This is a genomic window from Pontibacter sp. GD7 (genome assembly GCF_058216375.1).
Map to the genome: position 1 here is coordinate 208324 of NZ_JBYZMP010000007.1, position 18865 is coordinate 227188.

The following is an 18865-nucleotide window of genomic DNA, read 5'->3' on the forward strand; positions in this document are numbered from 1 at the left end:
ACGCCACTTTTAAACCTGAAAATAACCCCAATCACGGCCAACGGCTCTGCTAAACGACGGACAAGGCCAACGGCCGAAGGCTGACGTTTAGGTTTTGTTGTGGCTTGTAGTTCTTCTATTTTATAATTTTAAGAATGCCAACTATACAGGCTAAAATTCCAGATATAGTCATTAATATTGGAATCCACTTGCCTAATAGTTGACCATATTGCATAGGTTTATATTCCAAGAATGCGAAGTTTGCTTCGATAACTTCTTCTAATTTATTATAATCTGAGTAAGCTTCCCTTTTAAACTTAATCTTCTTCCCATTATTGGTAAAAAGTTGAACTTCATTATGCAGTCCCAGATGCTGATGAACCTTTTGGTGTAGTTCATATCCAATTACATCTGATATCTTGAAGTTATGTTTGATTATTGAAAAATATCCAGTCAAGTTGATTTGCTCTCCTTCAATTTCTATTCTTTTATATGAATCTTCTATAAAGTAGAAGCAAGTTATTCCAAGTGAAAGTATAAATATAGCTAGCACAGTCATCTTTGTATCCAAGAATGGACTTGTAAAAAGGAAACCGCCTATTCCTATAAAGAATATTGCTACAAATAGAGGATATGTAGGAAAGGTAGGTTTCAATTCTATTTTCATAAACTTCTATATGCCACAACGGATTAGGACAGGCTGTGAACGAGGCGTAGCCGAGTATGGAGCCTGTGCAGGGTTGCCCGAAGTAGTTCTATTCTTTTTCAAACACTACCAGAGTATGGTCTTCCCCTTCCAACTCTTCATCAATTATTTTAGAGATTGTCTCCCAGTCGCCACCTGCAAGACCAGCTCCTATAGCAGGATATGCTATTCTTAATCCAGAGAAGGTCTCTTTTATTTCTCTGAATGCCGAACGTATAGCTTCATAGTCTGCCTTTACGCCTTTACCTCTCCAGTCATACTGCGTGTAGGCATTTACAACTTTCAGATTTTTACCGTTCACAGTTACGTCTGCGCTGCTGATGGAGCCAAGCTTTGACTTGTCGCCTTTGACTGTGGCTAAATCAGCCTTATACGCTTCAGGAAATTCTTGCTTTATAGTTTTAGCTATCCCTGCTCCCATAGTGCAAAAGCAATTACAGCCATGAATGATGAGGTCAAATTCATTTCTCAAAGCTTTCTTTACTAAGTCTCCTTTAACTGTTTTCATGAATTCTATTAAGGGTAACGGCTCGTGTATACCTTGTGCGAGGCTGTCAGCCGAAGCATTGGGTATAAACCTTGTTAGTTGCTGATTTTATTCTTTTTCATACACTCTCTCCACAGTACCATCTTTGTTGTAATATGTTGAGCGGACATATTCGCCATTTTGGTATTCTGTGGTATAATGCAAAGGACCTTCTTCATAATACACTTCCGAGATGCCATGCAAGTCGCCTTTTTCTGAGTACCTATTTATCTCCCATATTTTCCCATTCTTATAGTAGGTCCATTTGCCTATAGCCTTCCCGTCACGGAGTTCGCCATTGGCGTCTTTATTAGATATTGTCCCAGAGTAAGAGCTATACTTATTTACAAACTTCCTGTCTGCAATGAACTTGAACTGTCTTGCTGGATTGCCATTTAACAACTTGCTTCGTGTACAAAGACCTGTGTAGTAGTTTCCTTTGCTACCTGTTGTAAAAATAACCCATGTCTGACCCTTTTTGAAGTTTAGCCCACAAGATGCCCCGTCAAGTCCAGTTGTCAATGTTACTGTATCGCTCTCTGTCTGACCTTTATAAACCTGCTTAATTGAGAATTTTACAACCTTCTCCCATTCTTCTCTTTTCTCAATCACAGAAAGTACTTCGCCTTTGTAAATCAAGTCATACCCATTATACTGCCTAAGGTCCATGTTTTTATAGTATTCACACGAACATGCTGCTGCCTGATTCGACATGAATAAAAAAACTACAAATAGTAGGAGTATAATAAAGGTTTTCATTCTTTGAATTTGCAACTAACTATCGTGTATAAGGAGGAGTTCCGGTTATTGGCCCTTTAGCTGGAGTGCTGAGAACCTGCTCTTCAAGGGTTTTTGACATCAGGTAAGGGTCCGGCTTCATCTTCTATACAATTTAAAGCTAAATATAGAACATTCCTATAAATTGTCAAGCGGGCTGACAATATTTTCCAGTCCGTGGCTGGTGATGTGGGTGTAGATTTCAGTGGTCTTGCTGCTCTTGTGCCCCAGCAGCGACTGGATGTAGCGCAGATTCGTGCCCTGCTCCAAAAGGTGCGTGGCAAAGGAGTGCCGGAGCGAGTGGGGCGTCACCTTCTTCTGCAAGCCCGCTTTTTTCACGCAGTCCCTGAACACGTTGCGGATGCTGTCGGTGGTGTACTGGCCCCCGTACTGTCCCTCAAACAGCCACACTTGCGGCCTATACTCCCGGTAGTAGGCCCTGAGGCTCTCCAGCAGTTTCTGCGAAAGCAGTGTGGTGCGGTCCTTCTTGCCCTTGCCCCCGCGGATAAGCAGCAGGTTCCTGTCTGAGCGCACATCGGTGATTTTGAGGTTGATCACCTCACTGATCCGCAGGCCACCCGAGTAAAGCAGCTGCAGCAGGCAGCGGTGCTTCAGGTTCTCAGTCACGGCCAGGATGCGCAGCACTTCCTGCTTGCTGAGCACCTGCGGCAGCCGCCTCGGTTTCTCGGGGCGCTCCACATCCTCGGGCCGCACGCTGTGGCGGCCCAGCACGCGCTGGAAATAGAACTTGACGGCGTTGATGCTCTGGCTCACCGTGGAATGGGAGTACCTTTGGCTCTGCACCATGCCCCGGTGGTACTGGTTGATCTCTTCATTGATGTTTTCCATGCCCTGTTCGCCGTGCCCGTTCAGAAAGCGGAGCAGCAGCGAGTGGTAGGTGCGGATGGTGTTGAGGGAGTAGTTGAGCAGGAAAAGCCTCTCAACGAAAGCCATCGGGCAGCTGATGTAACCAGCCGCTTTCACATAGTTCTGCTCCCAGAGCCTGCGCAGCAGCACAACGTCGCGCACCACCAGCTCCTGGCTCAGCCAAAGCCAGCCGGTTCCCTCCATTTCCTCGGCCAGCTGCTGCATGTGCCTCCCACCCTCGGGTATGGCAAAGCACTTCTGCTTCTGCTCCTGCTGCCAGGTGGCAAGGCTGCTGTTTTTGAGCGTTTAAAGAGTTTTACATATTGGGAACGATTCCCCGTTAGGGGTGTGTTCTTACTTTTGCCCCAGCACCCAACCCTCAATGGTCCGAAGCACATTGGTCATTTCCCGCTTAACCTCCCTGTCGGCAAAGCGTAGGAACTGCACACCAAGCGCCTCCAACCTTCGCTGCCGGGCTGTGTCCTCGGCAAAGCCGTAGTCGTGGCTGTCACCGTCCACCTCAATGGCCAGCATCAGTTCTGAGCAGTAGAAGTCGACGATGTAGCTGTCCAGTGGCTTCTGGCGGTGGAAGTCAAGGCCCAGCAAGGCCCCGCCCTTCAGCTCCTGCCAGAGCAGCACCTCGCCCAATGTGCTGTTGTTGCGCAGCTGTCTTGCCAGTTCCTTTAGGTATGGCTTGTAGGGGATTTGGGTGTGTCTTTTCATGGTATGATTAAACACACCCCTAACCCCTCTCTTTAAAAGAGGGCCCCTACCCCCAGAGGGGAATCGTTCCCCAATACACATCATAACAAAGCATATATTACTAGCCGGTTTCGACTTCCGGCACTTCACCCACCTCTACCGCACCAAGAACGGCAATACTTATTACTTCTGCTACGACTACGGCTACCTGCTGCTCGAGGACGAGAAGGTGCTGATCGTGAACTGGCAGCCTTACATGGAGAAATTATGAAACCGTAAACTTAGTTTATTCCCTGCCAAGTATAACCTGCGCCGCTTCCCACAGGTCCTTTACCTGTAAAGTATAGGTTCCGGGCTCATACTTATCCCCTACAAGTATAGATTTCACTCCAACTTTATCCGCCGCTTCTATATCACGAAGGGAGTCGCCTACCATCCAGCTTTGGCCAGGGTCTATGTTATACTTTGCCAGGGCGCGTTCCAGCATCAGGCTGTCAGGTTTGCGCGATAGCGACTCCGAATAGTTAGGGTGACCGGGGGCATAGTAAATGGCATCTAGCAACGAATCGCAGTTTTGCTGCAGTTTGTTGTGGCAGGCCAGTACATCATCTTTTCTGTACAATTTCTTGGCTATGCCCGCCTGGTTTGTAACCACAATAAGCAGGTACCCGTTATCCTTGAGCAGGCGCAGCGCCTCGGGCACGCCTGGCAGTACTTCAAAATCATCCAATTTGTAGGTATACTCGCCGCGTTCCTTGTTCAGTACGCCGTCACGGTCCAGGAAAACGCATTTCTGCTGCTGCATGCTGCTATATAATTGTGTTTGATGTGCTAAAATTAGAATTTCTTCGTTTCAGTTACATTAAAAATTTAACCGAATATAGGCAACAGATATTCTTAAAAGCTAGTCTAATATTATTAGACCAAGGCCATAAGGGTGATGTTTGTTTGGAAGTACGTGTATGAGAGTTGCTATAATTGGAGCAGGCATTTCCGGATTGGCTTTGGCATATTACCTGCAAAAGCTGGGTGTAGCGTATGACCTGTTTGAGGCCAGCTCGCAGGTAGGCGGAAGTATGCGCACCGTTAAATCAAATGGGTACATACTAGACCTTGGACCCAACTCCCTGCAGCTCTCGCCCGAGCTTAAAGAACTGATACGGGAACTGAAGTTGGAGCGTGAGGTGCTGCCTGCCGCCCCCATGGACCACCAGCGCTATGTGCTGCGCGACGGCGATTACCACCAGTTGCCCACTTCGCCTTTCTCGCTGCTGTCTAACAATTTCTTCTCCTGGAAAACCAAATACCGCATACTTCAGGAAAAGAACGTCCCCCCCGCCGACATCAACTACGAAACGGTATCGCAGTTTTTTGAGCGGCGCTTTGGCAAGGGTGTGGTAGCCTATGGCGTAAATCCGCTGGTGAACGGTATGTATGCCGGCGACCCGAACCAGCTGTTGGTGCACAAGGCTATGCCGCACTTAAAGGCCATGGAGCAAAAGTATGGCTCAGTGCTGCGCGGGCTCGTACATCACAAAGATTCATACTCCAGGCAGGAGGTCTTCAGCTTTGTGGAGGGCATGAGCACCTTACCCAACGCCATCAGCGAAAAGCTGGTATCGCTGCACAAGGAGCACAGAGTAGAGATGATTACCCGCGCGCAGGGCCGGTACGTGGTTTCCTGCGCCACCTCCGGCGATTACGACACCGAAGAGTATAATTTACTGGTATTGGCCCTGCCTGCATACCAGGCGGCAGAGTTGCTCCACTTTACATTTCCGGGGATGGCGGCAGCCCTGCAGAACATCAACTACCCACCCATGGCCATGGTATACTCAGTATATAACCGCCACGATGTGGGCCACCACCTCAAAGGCTTCGGGGCACTGCACCCCAAGGTAGAGGACACCTTCGCCGCAGGCTCCATCTGGACCAGCTCGGTATTCGATGGTCGTTGCAGGCCGCATGAGGTCATGTTTACCACTTTTGTGGGAGGCAGCCAATATACCCAGAATGCCTTGGTAGAGCGTACCACACAAATGCGAAAAGTACACGAAGAATTGCGCAGGCTGTATAACATTAACACCGATAAGCCCATTTTCCAGTATGCTCACCTCTGGGAGCACTCCATACCGCAGTACGACCTGTACATTGAGGACGCCCACGACATGGCCAAGACGCTGGAGCAGGAAGGGCTTTTCATTTCTGCAAACTGGCAGGCAGGTGTTTCGGTGCCGAACTGTATTAAACACGCCAAAGAACTAGCCTACAAAATAAATTTAAAAAGGCCCTTATTCATGAATAGCTGAATGCCTATATTTGCGGAATGAAAGACGCGCTGGTTATTATCCCAACCTACAACGAGCGGGAGAACATAGAGGCAATGGTGAGGAAGGTAATGTCGCTGAGTCATCCGTTTGATCTGCTGATCATAGATGACGGCTCTCCTGACGGCACCGCCGACATTGTGCGCGACTTACAGCTGGAGTACCCCAACAGGTTGCACCTGGAAACCCGCAAAGGCAAGCTTGGCCTGGGCACGGCCTACATCCATGGGTTTAAATATGCCCTGCGCCACAACTACGAGTTCATTTTTGAGATGGACTGCGACTTCTCGCATAACCCCGAAGACCTGATACGCCTGTACAATGCCTGCGCCTTGGAAGGCTACGATGTTGCCATAGGCAGCCGCTACGTGCAGGGCGTAAATGTGGTAAACTGGCCCATGAGCCGTGTGCTTATGTCCTACTTCGCCAGCTCTTACGTGCGCCTGATTACCGGCATGCCTATACACGACACAACTGCCGGCTTTAAATGCTACCGCCGCAAAGTGCTTAAGACCATACAGCTAAACAAGATACGGTTCGTTGGTTATGCCTTCCAGATCGAAATGAAGTTTCTGGCTTATAAGTATGGCTTTAAGATAAAGGAGGTGCCGATCATTTTTACCGATCGTACCAAAGGCGAATCCAAGATGTCGAGTGGCATATTTAAAGAGGCCGTGCTGGGAGTGCTTAAGATGAAAGTGAGCAGCATTTTCCGACACTTCGACAGGTACGAAGTATAGGTCACCCACTCTTAAACAAGCTCTCCGCCACAGATTTTTACTGTGAACTTATCTGTGTATTTTATACTTTAGTACCGCACCGTATACTTTAGACAGGTATAAGCTGCGGTTCGTCCTTTACAAAAATCATTCTGTCGCGTTAGTATACAAGCAGCAGCGTTTTAGCTTAACTTTGTTTATTCAGGTGTGTTGGTGCACGTCATGTAACAAGCTTTTGCGCTGCTGCGCACTATTTAATTATGAACGAGATCATCTTCTGGGTTATATTTAACGTGTTTGTGCTGCTGCTGCTGGGGCTCGATCTTTTCGTGTTCCACCGCAAAGAGCATGAGGTAAAGATTAAGGAGGCGCTGCTTACCAGCCTTTTCTGGATCGTGCTGGCGCTTGGTTTTAATGCACTCATCTACTTCTGGAAAGGCCCCGATTCAGCGCTGGAGTTCTTTACAGGTTACCTCATCGAGAAATCCCTCAGCGTAGACAATCTCTTTGTTTTCATCCTGATCTTCAATTATTTTAAAGTACCACTCAAGTACCAGCATAATCTTTTGTTCTGGGGTGTGTTAGGGGCACTTGTGCTGCGCGGTATTTTTATACTTGTGGGGGTGGCCCTTATTGCCAAGTTCCATTTCATCATTTACATACTCGGTGCCTTTCTTGTGTTTACCGGCATTAAGATGGCCTTTACCAAAGACCAAGACGTGGACCCGGAACACAACCCTTTGGTAAACTGGGTTAGCAGGCATATCCGGGTTACTAAAACGGCTGTGGGGGGCAAGTTCTTTATCAAACAAAACGGTAAACTGTTTGCCACACCGCTGTTCCTGGTACTGGTTATGATCGAGAGCACCGATGTGGTTTTTGCAGCCGACTCGATACCAGCGATCCTGGCTATCTCCAAAGATCCGTTTATAGTTTATACTTCCAATGTGTTTGCGCTGCTGGGCCTGCGAGCTTTATACTTTGCGTTGGCCGGCATTATGCAGCTGTTTCACTATTTGCATTACGGCCTCTCGGTTATACTTACCTTTATCGGTGTAAAGCTGCTCATCAGCGATATCTACCACCTTGATATGCGCGTTGCCTTGCTGGTGGTGGGCGGTATTCTGGCAGTGTCTGTTATTGCCTCGCTGCTCTTCCCTAAACCCAAAGAGGAGTTGCCTGAGTTGCCACTGGAGGACAAAAAGCAGGATGAGAAAGTAAAATAAATTACTTAAAATTTGCTTTTGCCAATTTTTATACTTTTACTTGCAGCTTAAAGACAGAATTCATGTACCAATCTTATTGCATTATGTTTGCCAATTCAATGAAGGTTCCTCCGGTGGGGCTCCTGTGGTAGCATATTGTGTGTAGATAAATAAACGTACATATCCATACCAAAGGGGCCCTGCAGAAGCGGGGCCCCTTTTTGTTTTACAAAGTCTCTAAACAAAAGAGCAAAAATTAAAATGCCATGAGAGCAAGTACAACCACCATCAAAGTAACACCCGAAAGCAGCTTTCGCCAGGCGAACGGGCAGCTTGTGTTAATTGCTGGGCCATGCAGCGCCGAATCTGAAGAACAAATGCTAACCACAGCCATGCAGCTGAAAAAGGTCAATGGCATTTCGGTCTTTAAAGCCGGTATCTGGAAATCGCGCACGCGCCCAAACAGCTTTGAGGGTGTTGGTACTGCAGGACTAGAGTGGTTGGCAAAAGTAAAACAGGAAACAGGCTTAAAAACAGCCTGCGACGTGGTAAATGCGCAACAGGCACTGGAGGCACTGCAACATGGTGTAGATATACTTTGCATCAGTGGCCGTGCCACCGTTAACCCCTTTGCGATGCAGGAAATAGCCGAGGCCCTGAAAGGCAAAAAAGTGCCGGTACTGGTAAACAACCCTGTTTATGCAGATCTGCGTTTATGGCTGGGTGCCCTGGAGCGCCTGCACCAGGCAGGCATTACTGATCTGGGTGTTATACACCGCGGGTTTGCTACTGATGAACAGCACCCGTACCGTAACCACCCGAAGTGGGAGCACATGCTGGAGCTTAAAAGCCTGTTACCGGAGCTGCCTATACTTTGCGATGCCAGCCACATAGCCGGCAAGCGCAGCCTGCTGTACCCGGTAAGCCAGCGAGCCGTGGAGTTAGGCGCAGACGGTATGCTGTTTGAGGCCCATGCAAACCCTGCCGAGGCCCTTAGCAGCCAGCAGCAGCAATTAATGCCACAGGAACTGGAGTTACTGGTTAACGCTGTTGTTACCAAAGTAAAGCTGACCGAGACCACTGAAATGGTGGACAAACTGGAGGAGCTCAGCAAGCAGATTGGCTCGCTGGACAACGAACTGATGGAGCTTTTGCTGCGCCGCACGGCAGTTACCAAGGAGTTGAACAGCCAGGGCGGATTAAGCGGATCACCGGTACAGCAAACCGGCAAATGGCAAAAACAGCTGCAGGAGGTGCTGCAGCAAACCCAGTTACCAAACCTGGACGATAAACTGGCACAAACTGTCATCACTGCGCTGCAGCAGCAAGCAGAGTTGCGTCAGGATAGCCTGGGCAGGTCTGTTGCCTGATCTAAAAGCGGCACCTTTCTAAGGGGTGCCGCTTTATTTTTCGCCTTATCTTAAAAGCCAGGCACATTTTCTACCTTTGCGGTGTTAAGCAAAAAGTATCCGAAAATTTTATTTATACTTATCAATGAAAACCCCTATCTCACGCTTCCGGTTGGTCGGCTTTTACGAAGGCCTCTCGTTTTTGCTGCTGCTGGGCATAGCCATGCCGGTAAAATACATTTTAGGTTACCCTGCCCTGGTAAAGTATGTTGGCTGGGCGCATGGCGTCTTATTTATACTTTATATGTATGCCCTGCTTCAGGTGGCGCTTGCACACAAGTGGTCTGTGGGTAAAGTGGCTGCCGGTTTTGTAGCCTCCCTCCTGCCATTTGGCCCGTTTATACTAGATAGAAAGCTCTTAAAGAACGAGGAAACACCTGCTGAACAGAAAGAACTGGAGAAGCAGGCTGCATAACTTATTAGATCAAAACAGGACTTAAACCCGCTGGCGTGATAGAACATCAGCGGGTTTTTCATTTCCATAACACTGTTTAAACAATAAAAATAGTTATATATTTTTATATTAAAACACAACTATTTACATATACATGCGTTAAGGCACTCAGAATTATACTTTTTAAATAATTTAATCTTTAACAGCTAACAAAATCGGAGGGCAAATCATACTTACAAAAAAGGCATGTATGGTTTTACCTACCACTATGTTAAACCCTTAACCTAACTGTATATGAAAATTAAAAGATTTTTACCAATCTCCCTTATTCTGGGCCTATGTATCTTCTCATCATGCTCTAAGGATATTGATGAGGTGAATCCGGCAATGCAGTCATCTGATTTGGCAGATGCTAAGCCGATTACAACCGGCATGACGCTAAACCTTAATCCAAACCCAGTTATCGTTAATCAGACAGTTGTCATTTCTGTTGCATTCAATACAACGCCAACTGGAGGCAAGGTTTATATTGAAAAAGCTCTTGATGGAACGGGGCAGCATACGACAGCATCCTCAGCAATTACCTGGCAAAAGGTACACGAAGTATCATTACCTTCTGCCTCATCAATAGCATATAATTATTTACCTAATACCATAGGTTCATTTGGATTTAGGGCACATTATATCCCTTCCGGAGGCTCTGGCTTTTCGCAAGTTCAAATTACTAAGGATATACAGGTTATTGCGGCACCAACTACCTGTATAGGTCTGACTTTAGGCGCAAAAATCATGAATACTACCCCACTTGGCAATAACATGTATGAGTTTGAAGTTGCTTATACAGTTGAAGCTTGCGCAGATATCAAAGGCGCTAAATTACAAGGAGGCTTAGCATCCCATTCAACGTTGGTGAGTAATACTAATGATGCAATCGTAAAAGAAAATGGTCAGTCTAACTATGTAATCAGTTGGAACTTGGGTGACATCTCAAAAGGATATAATGGTATTTTTATAGTTAGGTTCCAAAAAGAATTAAAAGGTGCAGGAGCCCATACGATTACTGGTGAATGGTCTGTGAAGGGAAAAGATGCGAACGGTGTTGAAGTAGTTGCCGGCTATGGAAACGAACTCGTTTATACTTTGAACTAATTAAAAAATCAACAAACAAAAAGGACAGCCATATAAGCTGTCCTTTTTTTTGTTTGTTGACTACCTAAATATCCGTATAGCCCCACCCGGCGAGTTACCCATTGGGTTCAGGTGTTTGTTGATGCTGTAGGTGAAGCTGAGCATGAAGTACTGCCCCAGAGAGTTCAGTGTTTCGCGCTCAATGTATAAGGCGTTTGCGGTTTGGTTGATACCTGTGTTCCTGTCTAGCAAGTTGTTAGCTGACAGCTTTAACTCCCCCACATTATTTTTCAGGAACTGCCTCGAAATTGACACATCCAACAACGGAATGGTCTGGTTAAAGTTAGTGGCGTTGTTGTCGTAAACCAGGTAATCGAAGGTGGCATTCAGGTTAAACTGTTTCAGGAAACGATAGTTCGCATCGGCTGTATAGGTCTTGTTCAGGAAGAACTGGTCGTTCTGGGTCAGGTCCTCATACTTTGTGCGCTGAGCCGTTATATCTGCTTTCAGGCTAAAGTTCAGGTTCTCTTTTTGGTAAGCAAACCGGATGTTTCCTGTTGCGCTTCGAACGTTTACGTCATTCTCCACATCGTTAAGCACACTTATGGTATGCTGGTCGCGCAGGTTGGCACCGAAATGCAGCCTGCTGTTCAGCTTCTTAATAGGGTAAGTATAGTTTGCGAAGGCAGAGATCATGGTATTGTAATCCACGTTTACAGGGCGCGTTGTGCGCACAGAATTACCATCTATACTTTGCGAAGACACAATGGCATTGTTGGTGTGCATTACGCTTAGCATACCAAAGAAACTACGCATGGTGCCTGCATCAAAACTGTTGTAATGCAGCCTTAGCTGGTGCATATAAGATGGGATCAGATCTGCGTTGCCGATGTACAGGTTCAATGGGTTACTGATATCCGGAACTGGCTGCAACTGGCGTAAACTCGGCTCCTGCACCAATGTTTCATAGTTAAAGTTAAGGCGACGGTTGCTGCCAAAATCGTAGTTTAACCTGGCAGTGGGCAACAGGTTGTAGAAGTCCCGGTCAATCTCCTGCTTTCCTTCCATGTTGCGCAGCCATACTTCACCGTTCAGGTCGCTTTGCTGCAGGCTGGTGCCTAGGGTAAAGCTGTAGTTCTGGCGGTTTAGTTTATAGTTTACACCCAGCTTATGGTACAAGTATAAACTCTCGTACATGTTACTCAGGGTGGCGTTCAGCGTGTTTGCGCTTCCCTCAATATCATACACCTCACGGTTAGACTCGCTCAGATTGGCCCTGTAGCTGTAATTGGTTTCAAGGTACTGGCGGTTACCTAGCGGCTCTGTGTGCGAAACGCCAAGCGTAAGGTTACGTGTGTCGCTGGCCTGCTCATTGCGTTGCCTGATCTGCCTGTCCTGCCCATTGGAGAACGTTATGTCGCTGCTGTAGGCCCCATCGGTATCGTTTTGGCTGGCAGACATGTCCGCGTTAACCGTTAAGAACCTGCCTGGCTTGGCATAGCGGTGCCTGAAAAGTATACTTGAGTTCAGGTTAATGATGCTGCCCTCAGAGTTTGAGCGCGTGTCGCTGGCATTGAGTACCGAGCCGTTAGACCCGAAGTTGTTTATCAGGCTTTTCAGGTTTTGCGTAATCTCGTTATAGCTCAGGCTGCCTGTTGCCTTTATAGAGTTCAGCGAGTCAATTTTATAGTCCAGTGTAAAGTTACCGCGGTGGTTCAGGTTATTTCCATCCTGTACAGTGCGCTCGGTGGTTCGTGGGTTTCCTGCGTTTAAAAGGTTGTCGCGCTCGGCTGTTTTGCTAATGTCCTGGTTCAGGCTGTTGAAGAAGTAACTCCCGTTTGCCTCTGTTTTTTTGTTGAGATGGTTGTTGAAGTTCAGTCCGCCTGCCTGGGTGTTCATTAGTCCGTTCATGCGGCCACCGGTGTTCAGGGGCACTCCGTTATTGCCCGATCCGTTGTTTATGACAACCATGCCGCCGCCTCCCATGCGGTTCATGCCTCCGTTAAAGTTCATGTACTCATCAAAGCCAAAACCCTGGCTGTTTACGTTGTTGGCCATGCCCAGAAATGAAAGCTGCTGCCCTTTTTTAAAGCGGTTTATACTTGCCCTGGCCTGATAACGCTCATCGGTACCCACACCGGCCATCACATTACCAAAGGCGCTGTTGCGTTTTTCCTCTTTCAGTTGCAGGTTTATGGTTTTCTCGCGCTGCCCATCGTCTATACCCGAGAAAGTAACCTGATCCGATTTCTTATCGAATACCTGTACTTTATCAATGGCATCGGCAGGCAGGTTTTTGGTTGCCATTTTAGGATCACGGCCAAAGAACTCTTTGCCATCCACGGTAACGCGGTTTACTTTTTCGCCTTGCACCGATAAATTTCCCTGGGCATCCACTTCCACACCCGGCAGCTTTTTAAGGAGTTCTTCTACAGCCGCATTTGGCTGCGTTTTAAAAGAGCCGGCGTTAAACTCAATGGTATCCTTCTTTATAACCACCGGACTCTTTTCACCTTTCACAACCACTTCCTTCAGCTCATTGCTTTGCGGTTGAAGCTTAATGGTACCTAGTTCTACTACTGCCGCAGCCTCCGGAAAAGCTAATTTCTGGTAGTGCGGGTCGAAGCCCAGAAAAGACACTTTAAACAGGTAGTTGCCTTTGTTTACGCCCTTCACTTCAAAAGCCCCCTGGTTATCGGTAGCACCGAAGTTTACCAGCGAAGAGTCTTTGGCCTGCAATACCAGCACCGTAGCCGATGGCAAGGCTGCACTTGTGTTATCCAGCACGCGGCCCTTTACCGTGTATTTCTGAGCAAGCGCAGTATGCCCGGCTATTATAAAAAATAGCAGTAGTAGCTTTTTCATAGCTTTATTTTCTTAATATCTTAGTTTCTGATCATGAAGGTGCCTCCGTTCGCGCCGCGCTGTTTCATTTGCTCGGCCACCATCTCCTGGTACTGCTTATCGGTCATTTTTTCTCCTTTGGTTGGCTCCACCAGGTCGTTCTTCTTAAGTGGCTTAAAGTCAACTTTGGTGGCTTTTGTAACGCGCAGGCCATTGTCAAAATCTATCTCCAGCACGGCGCCAGGCAACGAAGTAAAGTTATCCGGGCCCAGGTTGGGGCGAAGCTTGTCTGTAAACCATGCCACGGTGGTCTTACCAGATTTCTCATCTGTATAAGTTGCTTGCTTGCACGCGTAGCCTTGTATCGTTTTGGTTTCGCTACCGAATTTCCACGGCAGTATACTTAGGGAGTCCTGGGTGATGTAGTTTTTACCCATGAACTCGCGCAGCACCACTCTCTTGCTCTGGGCCGTGTTGATGTAGGTTTGGTTCTGGGGAATCCTGATCATGACCATCTGCCCTCCGCCGTTTCCGGATGCAGCCATGTCGTCCTGCTCGTCGATCAAGGGCTTGTAAAGCGATTCTGTGGCATTGTAAGTAAGTATCTGGCGTGTTGTTCTGAACTCCGGTATCATGTCCTTCATCTGTGCCCTATCGGCCGGGATGTTGCGGTGCATGTTCATTTTGGTTTCGTAAGTAATAGCCCCCTGCGCCTGCGCAGAAGCGAACTGTGATACAAGCGTAAGTATCAGTGTTCCAACAAGTATAAATGTGCTCTTCATCGGGTTTATTTTTTCTGTAAATGTAGCACACTTACCCACTACTTGTAGTTAATAACTGTTAATGAGATGTTAAAGAAAAGTTAAAGTTTGGGGGAGGGATGGTTTGCGTTCTTTGCGCCCTTTGTGGTAAAGTATAACCGCCACGAACGCGAAGAAAACGCTAAGTGCGCAAAGACAGAATCGTATTTGTACCTGGTATTTGGAAGAATGCAATCCAGGCTATTTCATCTCTAACCACGGCACAAGGTGCGCAGCTATCCTTTCAGATTCTATCAAAAATCCGTCGTGGCCGTAGGCAGACCCAATCTCTACATACCTGGCATTTGGGATATGCTGACTGATAAAAACCTGCTCCTGAACAGGGCAAAGTATGTCGCTGCTGATTCCGATGATGAGTGTGCGCTGCTGAATAGCATGGAGTACCTGCTCCAGGTCACCGCCACGCCCTCTGCTCAGGTTGTGGCTGTCCATGGCTTTGGTAAGTAACCAATAAGTATAGGCATTAAACCGGTTCACAAGTTTATCGCCCTGGTAGCGGATGTAAGACTCCGCTTTGTAGTTATCCGTCTTTTCCGTATCAGGGTCCGACTGGCGCTCTACCATAATCTCATAGTTGCGGTAAGTAAGCATCCCGATGGCGCGCGCTGCTTTCAGGCCAGCGCCCCCGGCCTCCACCGATCTGTCTAACCAGGAACTGTCCGCTTCTATGGCCAGGCGCTGCGAAGTATGAATAGCAACTCCCCAGGCACTTTCTGCTGCAGAAGTAGCCAGCAGGAAAAGATTATCTATATTTTCGCCCTCCATCACGGACCATTCCAAAGCCTGGTAACCACCCATACTTCCACCTACCATCAGGTGTATTTTCGGAAGGTCCAGGTGCTTACGCAGAAGTATATGTGCATTAACCATATCGCGTATAGTAACAGCCGGAAACTGGCTATAGTATGGCTCTTTCGTGATTGGGTTTATACTTAAAGGGCCTGTTGTACCGTAGCACGAGCCCAGGATATTAGCACAAACAATAATATATTTCTCAGGGTCAAGGGCCAGCCCCTCACCTACCAAACCGTTCCACCAGTCTGCTGCATCGGCATTGGCCGTAAGCGCATGGCAGATCCAGACTACGTTATCCTTTGTTGCATTCAGGTTGCCATAAGTATGATAGGCAATGGTAAGCTCGGGCAGTACTTCTCCATTCTCCAGCCGGAAAGGTTGTTTGTAGTTAAAATAGCTGGTATTTGTGCTTTTCATTTGTATGCAAAGTAAGTACATGTTTTCTTTACATCCATAACATATATATTAGAATGGAAGCAATAGAATTAAAAAGAGTAAGCGGCGAGTATGGGTTTGAGGCAACAGATGCCCAGGGAAACATTGCCAGATTAGACAACAGCCTCTATTCCGGTGGCAACAACTTTGGTGTACGCCCTATGCAGTCTCTTCTGATAGCCATGGGCGCTTGCAGTGGTATAGATGTGATCTCGATCTTAAAAAAGCAACGCCAGGACCTGCAGGGGTATAGTATGAAAATTGAAGGCGAACGCGAAAAGACAGGAGATTTTTCGTTGTGGAAAAAAGTACATGTTACGTTTAACCTGTCAGGCAAAATTGATCCGGACAAAGCAAATAAAGCCTGCCAGTTATCCGTAGACAAATATTGCTCTGTAGCAGAAACGCTTCGTCGTGCCGGGTGCACCATTACCTGGGAGGCAAACGTTTCGGTAGTATAAACTTCAACCTACTGGCATTATCCCGGTACGCTCATAATCCTCTTTAACAAAGTATACCATGGCACTAGACCCGATAACACAGGCGATCCGCATACAAACAGAGCGCACGAGCCAGATGGAGCACGCAACGCCGATGTTCCTGACCAGCAGCTTCACGTTTGAGGATGCGGAAAGTATGCGGGCAGCCTTTGCCGACGAGACAGATGACAACATCTACAGCCGCTTCAGCAACCCTAATGTGCAGGAGTTTGTAGATAAGATGTGCGCCCTGGAGGGTGCTGAGGCGGGTTTTGCAACGGCATCAGGTATGAGTGCAGTGTTTGCCAGTTTTATGGCTTTGCTAAAAAGCGGTGATCATTTATTGGTTTGTAACTCCATTTTCGGCAGCACCCACACCGTTGTAACCAAGTACCTGCCCCGATACGGCATCACGTTTACGTATGTAAGCGCCGATAAACCGGAATCATGGGAAGCAGCCATCCGGCCAAACACCAAAATGCTTTACCTGGAAACACCAACCAACCCGGGACTGGATATTATTGATTTACAATTTGTATCGGAACTGGCGCAGAAGCACAACCTTATACTTAACGTGGATAACTGCTTTGCCACGCCTGTAAACCAAAAGCCACTGGAGCTTGGCGCGCATCTTTCCGTACACTCGGCCACTAAATGGATAGATGGGCAGGGAAGAGTGATGGGTGGTGTAGTAGTTGGTAAAAAAGAACTGATAAAGGAGATCTACCTGTTTTGCAGAAGCACAGGCCCCGCCATGTCGCCGTTTAATGCCTGGGTGCTGAGCAAAAGCCTGGAAACACTGGATGTACGCATGGAACGGCATTCGTCAACTGCCTTAAAAGTAGCGGAAACGCTGGAGAACCACCCGGCCATTACCTGGCTAAAGTATCCATACTTGCCCAGCCACCCGCAATACGAAATTGCCAGGAAGCAGATGAAAAACGGAGGTGGCATTGTGTGCTTTGAGCTGAAAGGCGGACTGGAAAGCGGCCGAAGTTTTCTGAACAACCTGCAGATGCTTTCACTCACCGCCAACCTGGGAGATACCAGAAGTATAGCCTCGCACCCGGCAAGCACCACCCACGCAAAATTAACCGAAGAAGAAAGACTGGCCGTCAACATTACCCCGGGCCTGATCCGGATTTCGGTTGGACTAGAGAAGGTGGAGGATATACTTGGCGACATTCTGCAGGCGCTGGACAGAGTGTGACATCAGCTATAAAACCCGCTTTAAAGATTAAAAAGGCAGGAAAATAAAAAATAAGAAAAAAATCTTGTCCTTTTAAATTTTCATGCCGTAGATTTGTATCAATAATTTCTTATCCAGAAAGGTGGAGGGACAGGCCCGATGATACCTTGGCAACCAATCAATTTGATAATGGTGCCAATTCCTGCTCTGCAGCAATGCAGGGGGAGATAAGCAAGAGTGAGCAACTAAGGTTAAGTACCTATACTTTGGCTCTTCTGTCTTATCGGAAGAGCTTTTTTTATGCGCTTCCGGTAGGAACTCTGGATAAGTGGTTTTATTAATTTTTTAGTAACCATTAATATCCAGACAGAGATGAAAGAAGCGACCAGCATCCTCCACAGCATTCCCGTAGACCCGCAGACAGGCGCCATTGCCGTACCCATTTACCAGACCTCCACTTTTGTACAGGAAGCACCCGGCGTAAACAAAGGGTTTGACTATACCCGCTCCAACAACCCAACCCGCAAAGTGCTTGAAGATTTGATAGCCAAACTTGAGAACGGCAGCAACGGCTATGCTTTTGCCAGCGGCCTTGCCGCTATTGATGCCGTTGTAAAACTGCTGGAGTATGGCGACGAGATACTGGCCGTAGATGACATTTATGGCGGGGCTTTCAGGCAGTTCGAGCAGGTGTTCAAGAAGTTTGGAATTAACGTGAACTACGTAGATGCCACCTCTATCGAAAAAGTAGTGAACGCTGTAACGCCACGAACCAAACTTTTCTGGATAGAGTCTCCTACCAACCCTACCCTTAAAATTGCTGATATAGCCGAGATCGCAAAAATTGCCAAAGCTAACAACTGCCTTTTGTGCGTAGACAACACCTTTGCATCCCCTATCGGGCAAAAGCCATTAGAACTGGGCGCAGACATTGTAGTGCACAGCGGCACCAAGTACATAGCCGGCCATTGCGATGTAATTGCCGGACTGGTAGTAACTGGCACACCTGAGCTTGGCGAGAAAATAAAGTTCTACCAGAATGCTACCGGCGGTGTGCTTAGCCCCTTCGATAGCTGGCTTACCATACGCGGCATCGAAACACTGCAGCTGCGTTACAAGCAGCACAGCCAGAATGCGCAGCAGGTGGCCGAGTTCTTAACCACTGTGGATGGTGTTAAAAATGTATACTACCCCGGCCTGCCCAATCACCCGCACCACAACATTGCCCGCAAACAACAGCAATACTTTGGCGGAGTAATCTCCTTCGACTTGAACATAGACTCTGCAGAGCTGGCAAAAGAGATCGTGTGCAGCACCAGGTACTTTAAACTGGCTGAGAGCCTGGGCGGAGTGAAGAGCCTGCTGTGCCACCCAGCCACCATGACACATAAAACCATCCCCGTAGACAAACGCTACCAGGCCGGCGTAACCGATAGCCTGATCCGGTTATCGGTTGGGCTGGAAGACGCTGAAGACCTGATAGAAGATTTGCAAACGGCCATTAACAAAGTGCTCGAGAAAGCACACACAGAAAAAGTATCCGCATAGTTTAAGAAAGTATAA

Annotated in this window: 18 protein-coding genes and 1 riboswitch; of the genes, 9 read left to right on the top strand and 9 right to left on the bottom strand. The window is 47.5% G+C overall.

Annotation, left to right across the window (positions count from 1 at the left end; translation table 11 throughout):
• Positions 1–115: 115 nt before the first annotated feature.
• The 6 genes from AC4BAP_RS12920 to AC4BAP_RS12945 form a co-directional block, all read right to left on the bottom strand.
• Positions 116–646, bottom strand: coding sequence for a hypothetical protein (locus AC4BAP_RS12920; RefSeq protein ID WP_490583073.1), 531 nt, complete (start codon positions 644–646; stop codon positions 116–118).
• Positions 647–734: 88 nt separating this feature from the next.
• Positions 735–1193, bottom strand: coding sequence for a macro domain-containing protein (locus AC4BAP_RS12925; RefSeq protein ID WP_490583074.1), 459 nt, complete (start codon positions 1191–1193; stop codon positions 735–737).
• 87 nt (positions 1194–1280) lie between these two features.
• Positions 1281–1970, bottom strand: coding sequence for a hypothetical protein (locus tag AC4BAP_RS12930; RefSeq protein WP_490583075.1), 690 nt, complete (start codon positions 1968–1970; stop codon positions 1281–1283).
• 156 nt (positions 1971–2126) lie between these two features.
• The gene (locus AC4BAP_RS12935) at positions 2127–3080 is read right to left on the bottom strand and encodes a tyrosine-type recombinase/integrase (protein WP_490583076.1); all 954 of its coding nucleotides are present in this window, start codon (positions 3078–3080) and stop codon (positions 2127–2129) included.
• Between the two features lie 129 nt (positions 3081–3209).
• Positions 3210–3578, bottom strand: coding sequence for an endonuclease domain-containing protein (locus AC4BAP_RS12940; protein WP_490583077.1), 369 nt, complete (start codon positions 3576–3578; stop codon positions 3210–3212).
• 265 nt (positions 3579–3843) lie between these two features.
• Positions 3844–4362, bottom strand: coding sequence for a D-glycero-alpha-D-manno-heptose-1,7-bisphosphate 7-phosphatase (locus tag AC4BAP_RS12945; RefSeq protein WP_490583078.1), 519 nt, complete (start codon positions 4360–4362; stop codon positions 3844–3846).
• Positions 4363–4519: 157 nt separating this feature from the next.
• Between AC4BAP_RS12945 and hemG the strand changes: the two genes are divergently transcribed.
• The 6 genes from hemG to AC4BAP_RS12975 all read left to right on the top strand — a co-directional run bounded on the left by hemG (position 4520) and on the right by AC4BAP_RS12975 (position 10760).
• Entirely contained in the window at positions 4520–5866 is a 1347-nt protein-coding gene (hemG, locus tag AC4BAP_RS12950) for a protoporphyrinogen oxidase (RefSeq protein ID WP_490583079.1), read from the top strand.
• A gap of 17 nt (positions 5867–5883) precedes the next feature.
• Positions 5884–6624 carry a polyprenol monophosphomannose synthase gene (locus AC4BAP_RS12955; protein ID WP_490583080.1) on the top strand — a complete coding sequence of 247 codons (741 nt, stop codon included), beginning with the start codon at positions 5884–5886 and terminating at the stop codon, positions 6622–6624.
• A 239-nt stretch (positions 6625–6863) separates the two neighbouring features.
• Positions 6864–7829: a TerC family protein gene (locus AC4BAP_RS12960; RefSeq protein ID WP_490583081.1), complete on the top strand. Its 966-nt coding sequence runs from the start codon at positions 6864–6866 to the stop codon at positions 7827–7829.
• A 245-nt stretch (positions 7830–8074) separates the two neighbouring features.
• Positions 8075–9178 (top strand): 3-deoxy-7-phosphoheptulonate synthase, encoded by a 1104-nt coding sequence (locus tag AC4BAP_RS12965; RefSeq protein ID WP_490583082.1) that lies wholly within the window; start codon positions 8075–8077, stop codon positions 9176–9178.
• A 124-nt stretch (positions 9179–9302) separates the two neighbouring features.
• Positions 9303–9632, top strand: a complete 330-nt coding sequence (locus AC4BAP_RS12970) for a DUF3817 domain-containing protein (RefSeq protein ID WP_490583083.1) — start codon at positions 9303–9305, stop codon at positions 9630–9632.
• Positions 9633–9905: 273 nt separating this feature from the next.
• Complete coding sequence (locus AC4BAP_RS12975) at positions 9906–10760, top strand: hypothetical protein (RefSeq protein ID WP_490583084.1); 855 nt, start codon at positions 9906–9908, stop codon at positions 10758–10760.
• 60 nt (positions 10761–10820) lie between these two features.
• Here AC4BAP_RS12975 and AC4BAP_RS12980 read toward each other — a convergent pair whose 3' ends face one another.
• The 3 genes from AC4BAP_RS12980 to metX form a co-directional block, all read right to left on the bottom strand.
• A complete protein-coding gene (locus tag AC4BAP_RS12980) occupies positions 10821–13604 on the bottom strand; it encodes an outer membrane beta-barrel protein (RefSeq protein WP_490583085.1) in 2784 nt (927 codons plus the stop codon).
• A gap of 20 nt (positions 13605–13624) precedes the next feature.
• Entirely contained in the window at positions 13625–14365 is a 741-nt protein-coding gene (locus AC4BAP_RS12985; protein ID WP_490583086.1) for a GLPGLI family protein, read from the bottom strand.
• A gap of 219 nt (positions 14366–14584) precedes the next feature.
• Positions 14585–15616: a homoserine O-acetyltransferase MetX gene (metX, locus tag AC4BAP_RS12990; RefSeq protein WP_490583087.1), complete on the bottom strand. Its 1032-nt coding sequence runs from the start codon at positions 15614–15616 to the stop codon at positions 14585–14587.
• A gap of 53 nt (positions 15617–15669) precedes the next feature.
• Here metX and AC4BAP_RS12995 point away from each other — a divergent pair, with 53 nt between their 5' ends.
• From AC4BAP_RS12995 to AC4BAP_RS13005, 3 genes are all read left to right on the top strand, one after another.
• Positions 15670–16095 carry an OsmC family protein gene (locus AC4BAP_RS12995; protein ID WP_490583088.1) on the top strand — a complete coding sequence of 142 codons (426 nt, stop codon included), beginning with the start codon at positions 15670–15672 and terminating at the stop codon, positions 16093–16095.
• Between the two features lie 58 nt (positions 16096–16153).
• Positions 16154–17323: a trans-sulfuration enzyme family protein gene (locus AC4BAP_RS13000; protein ID WP_490583089.1), complete on the top strand. Its 1170-nt coding sequence runs from the start codon at positions 16154–16156 to the stop codon at positions 17321–17323.
• 106 nt (positions 17324–17429) lie between these two features.
• Positions 17430–17536: riboswitch (SAM riboswitch) on the top strand.
• Between the two features lie 138 nt (positions 17537–17674).
• Positions 17675–18850, top strand: a complete 1176-nt coding sequence (locus AC4BAP_RS13005) for a trans-sulfuration enzyme family protein (RefSeq protein ID WP_490583090.1) — start codon at positions 17675–17677, stop codon at positions 18848–18850.
• Positions 18851–18865: the final 15 nt, after the last annotated feature.

Excerpts from the sequence above, each read along its gene's own strand:
- AC4BAP_RS12920 (WP_490583073.1), bottom strand. The coding sequence starts at position 646 with ATGAAAATAGAATTGAAACCTACCTTTCCTACATATCCTCTATTTGTA.
- AC4BAP_RS12925 (WP_490583074.1), bottom strand. The coding sequence starts at position 1,193 with ATGAAAACAGTTAAAGGAGACTTAGTAAAGAAAGCTTTGAGAAATGAA.
- AC4BAP_RS12930 (WP_490583075.1), bottom strand. The coding sequence starts at position 1,970 with ATGAAAACCTTTATTATACTCCTACTATTTGTAGTTTTTTTATTCATG.
- AC4BAP_RS12935 (WP_490583076.1), bottom strand. The coding sequence starts at position 3,080 with ATGCAGCAGCTGGCCGAGGAAATGGAGGGAACCGGCTGGCTTTGGCTG.
- AC4BAP_RS12940 (WP_490583077.1), bottom strand. The coding sequence starts at position 3,578 with ATGAAAAGACACACCCAAATCCCCTACAAGCCATACCTAAAGGAACTG.
- AC4BAP_RS12945 (WP_490583078.1), bottom strand. The coding sequence starts at position 4,362 with ATGCAGCAGCAGAAATGCGTTTTCCTGGACCGTGACGGCGTACTGAAC.
- hemG (WP_490583079.1), top strand. The coding sequence starts at position 4,520 with ATGAGAGTTGCTATAATTGGAGCAGGCATTTCCGGATTGGCTTTGGCA.
- AC4BAP_RS12955 (WP_490583080.1), top strand. The coding sequence starts at position 5,884 with ATGAAAGACGCGCTGGTTATTATCCCAACCTACAACGAGCGGGAGAAC.
- AC4BAP_RS12960 (WP_490583081.1), top strand. The coding sequence starts at position 6,864 with ATGAACGAGATCATCTTCTGGGTTATATTTAACGTGTTTGTGCTGCTG.
- AC4BAP_RS12965 (WP_490583082.1), top strand. The coding sequence starts at position 8,075 with ATGAGAGCAAGTACAACCACCATCAAAGTAACACCCGAAAGCAGCTTT.
- AC4BAP_RS12970 (WP_490583083.1), top strand. The coding sequence starts at position 9,303 with ATGAAAACCCCTATCTCACGCTTCCGGTTGGTCGGCTTTTACGAAGGC.
- AC4BAP_RS12975 (WP_490583084.1), top strand. The coding sequence starts at position 9,906 with ATGAAAATTAAAAGATTTTTACCAATCTCCCTTATTCTGGGCCTATGT.
- AC4BAP_RS12980 (WP_490583085.1), bottom strand. The coding sequence starts at position 13,604 with ATGAAAAAGCTACTACTGCTATTTTTTATAATAGCCGGGCATACTGCG.
- AC4BAP_RS12985 (WP_490583086.1), bottom strand. The coding sequence starts at position 14,365 with ATGAAGAGCACATTTATACTTGTTGGAACACTGATACTTACGCTTGTA.
- metX (WP_490583087.1), bottom strand. The coding sequence starts at position 15,616 with ATGAAAAGCACAAATACCAGCTATTTTAACTACAAACAACCTTTCCGG.
- AC4BAP_RS12995 (WP_490583088.1), top strand. The coding sequence starts at position 15,670 with ATGGAAGCAATAGAATTAAAAAGAGTAAGCGGCGAGTATGGGTTTGAG.
- AC4BAP_RS13000 (WP_490583089.1), top strand. The coding sequence starts at position 16,154 with ATGGCACTAGACCCGATAACACAGGCGATCCGCATACAAACAGAGCGC.
- AC4BAP_RS13005 (WP_490583090.1), top strand. The coding sequence starts at position 17,675 with ATGAAAGAAGCGACCAGCATCCTCCACAGCATTCCCGTAGACCCGCAG.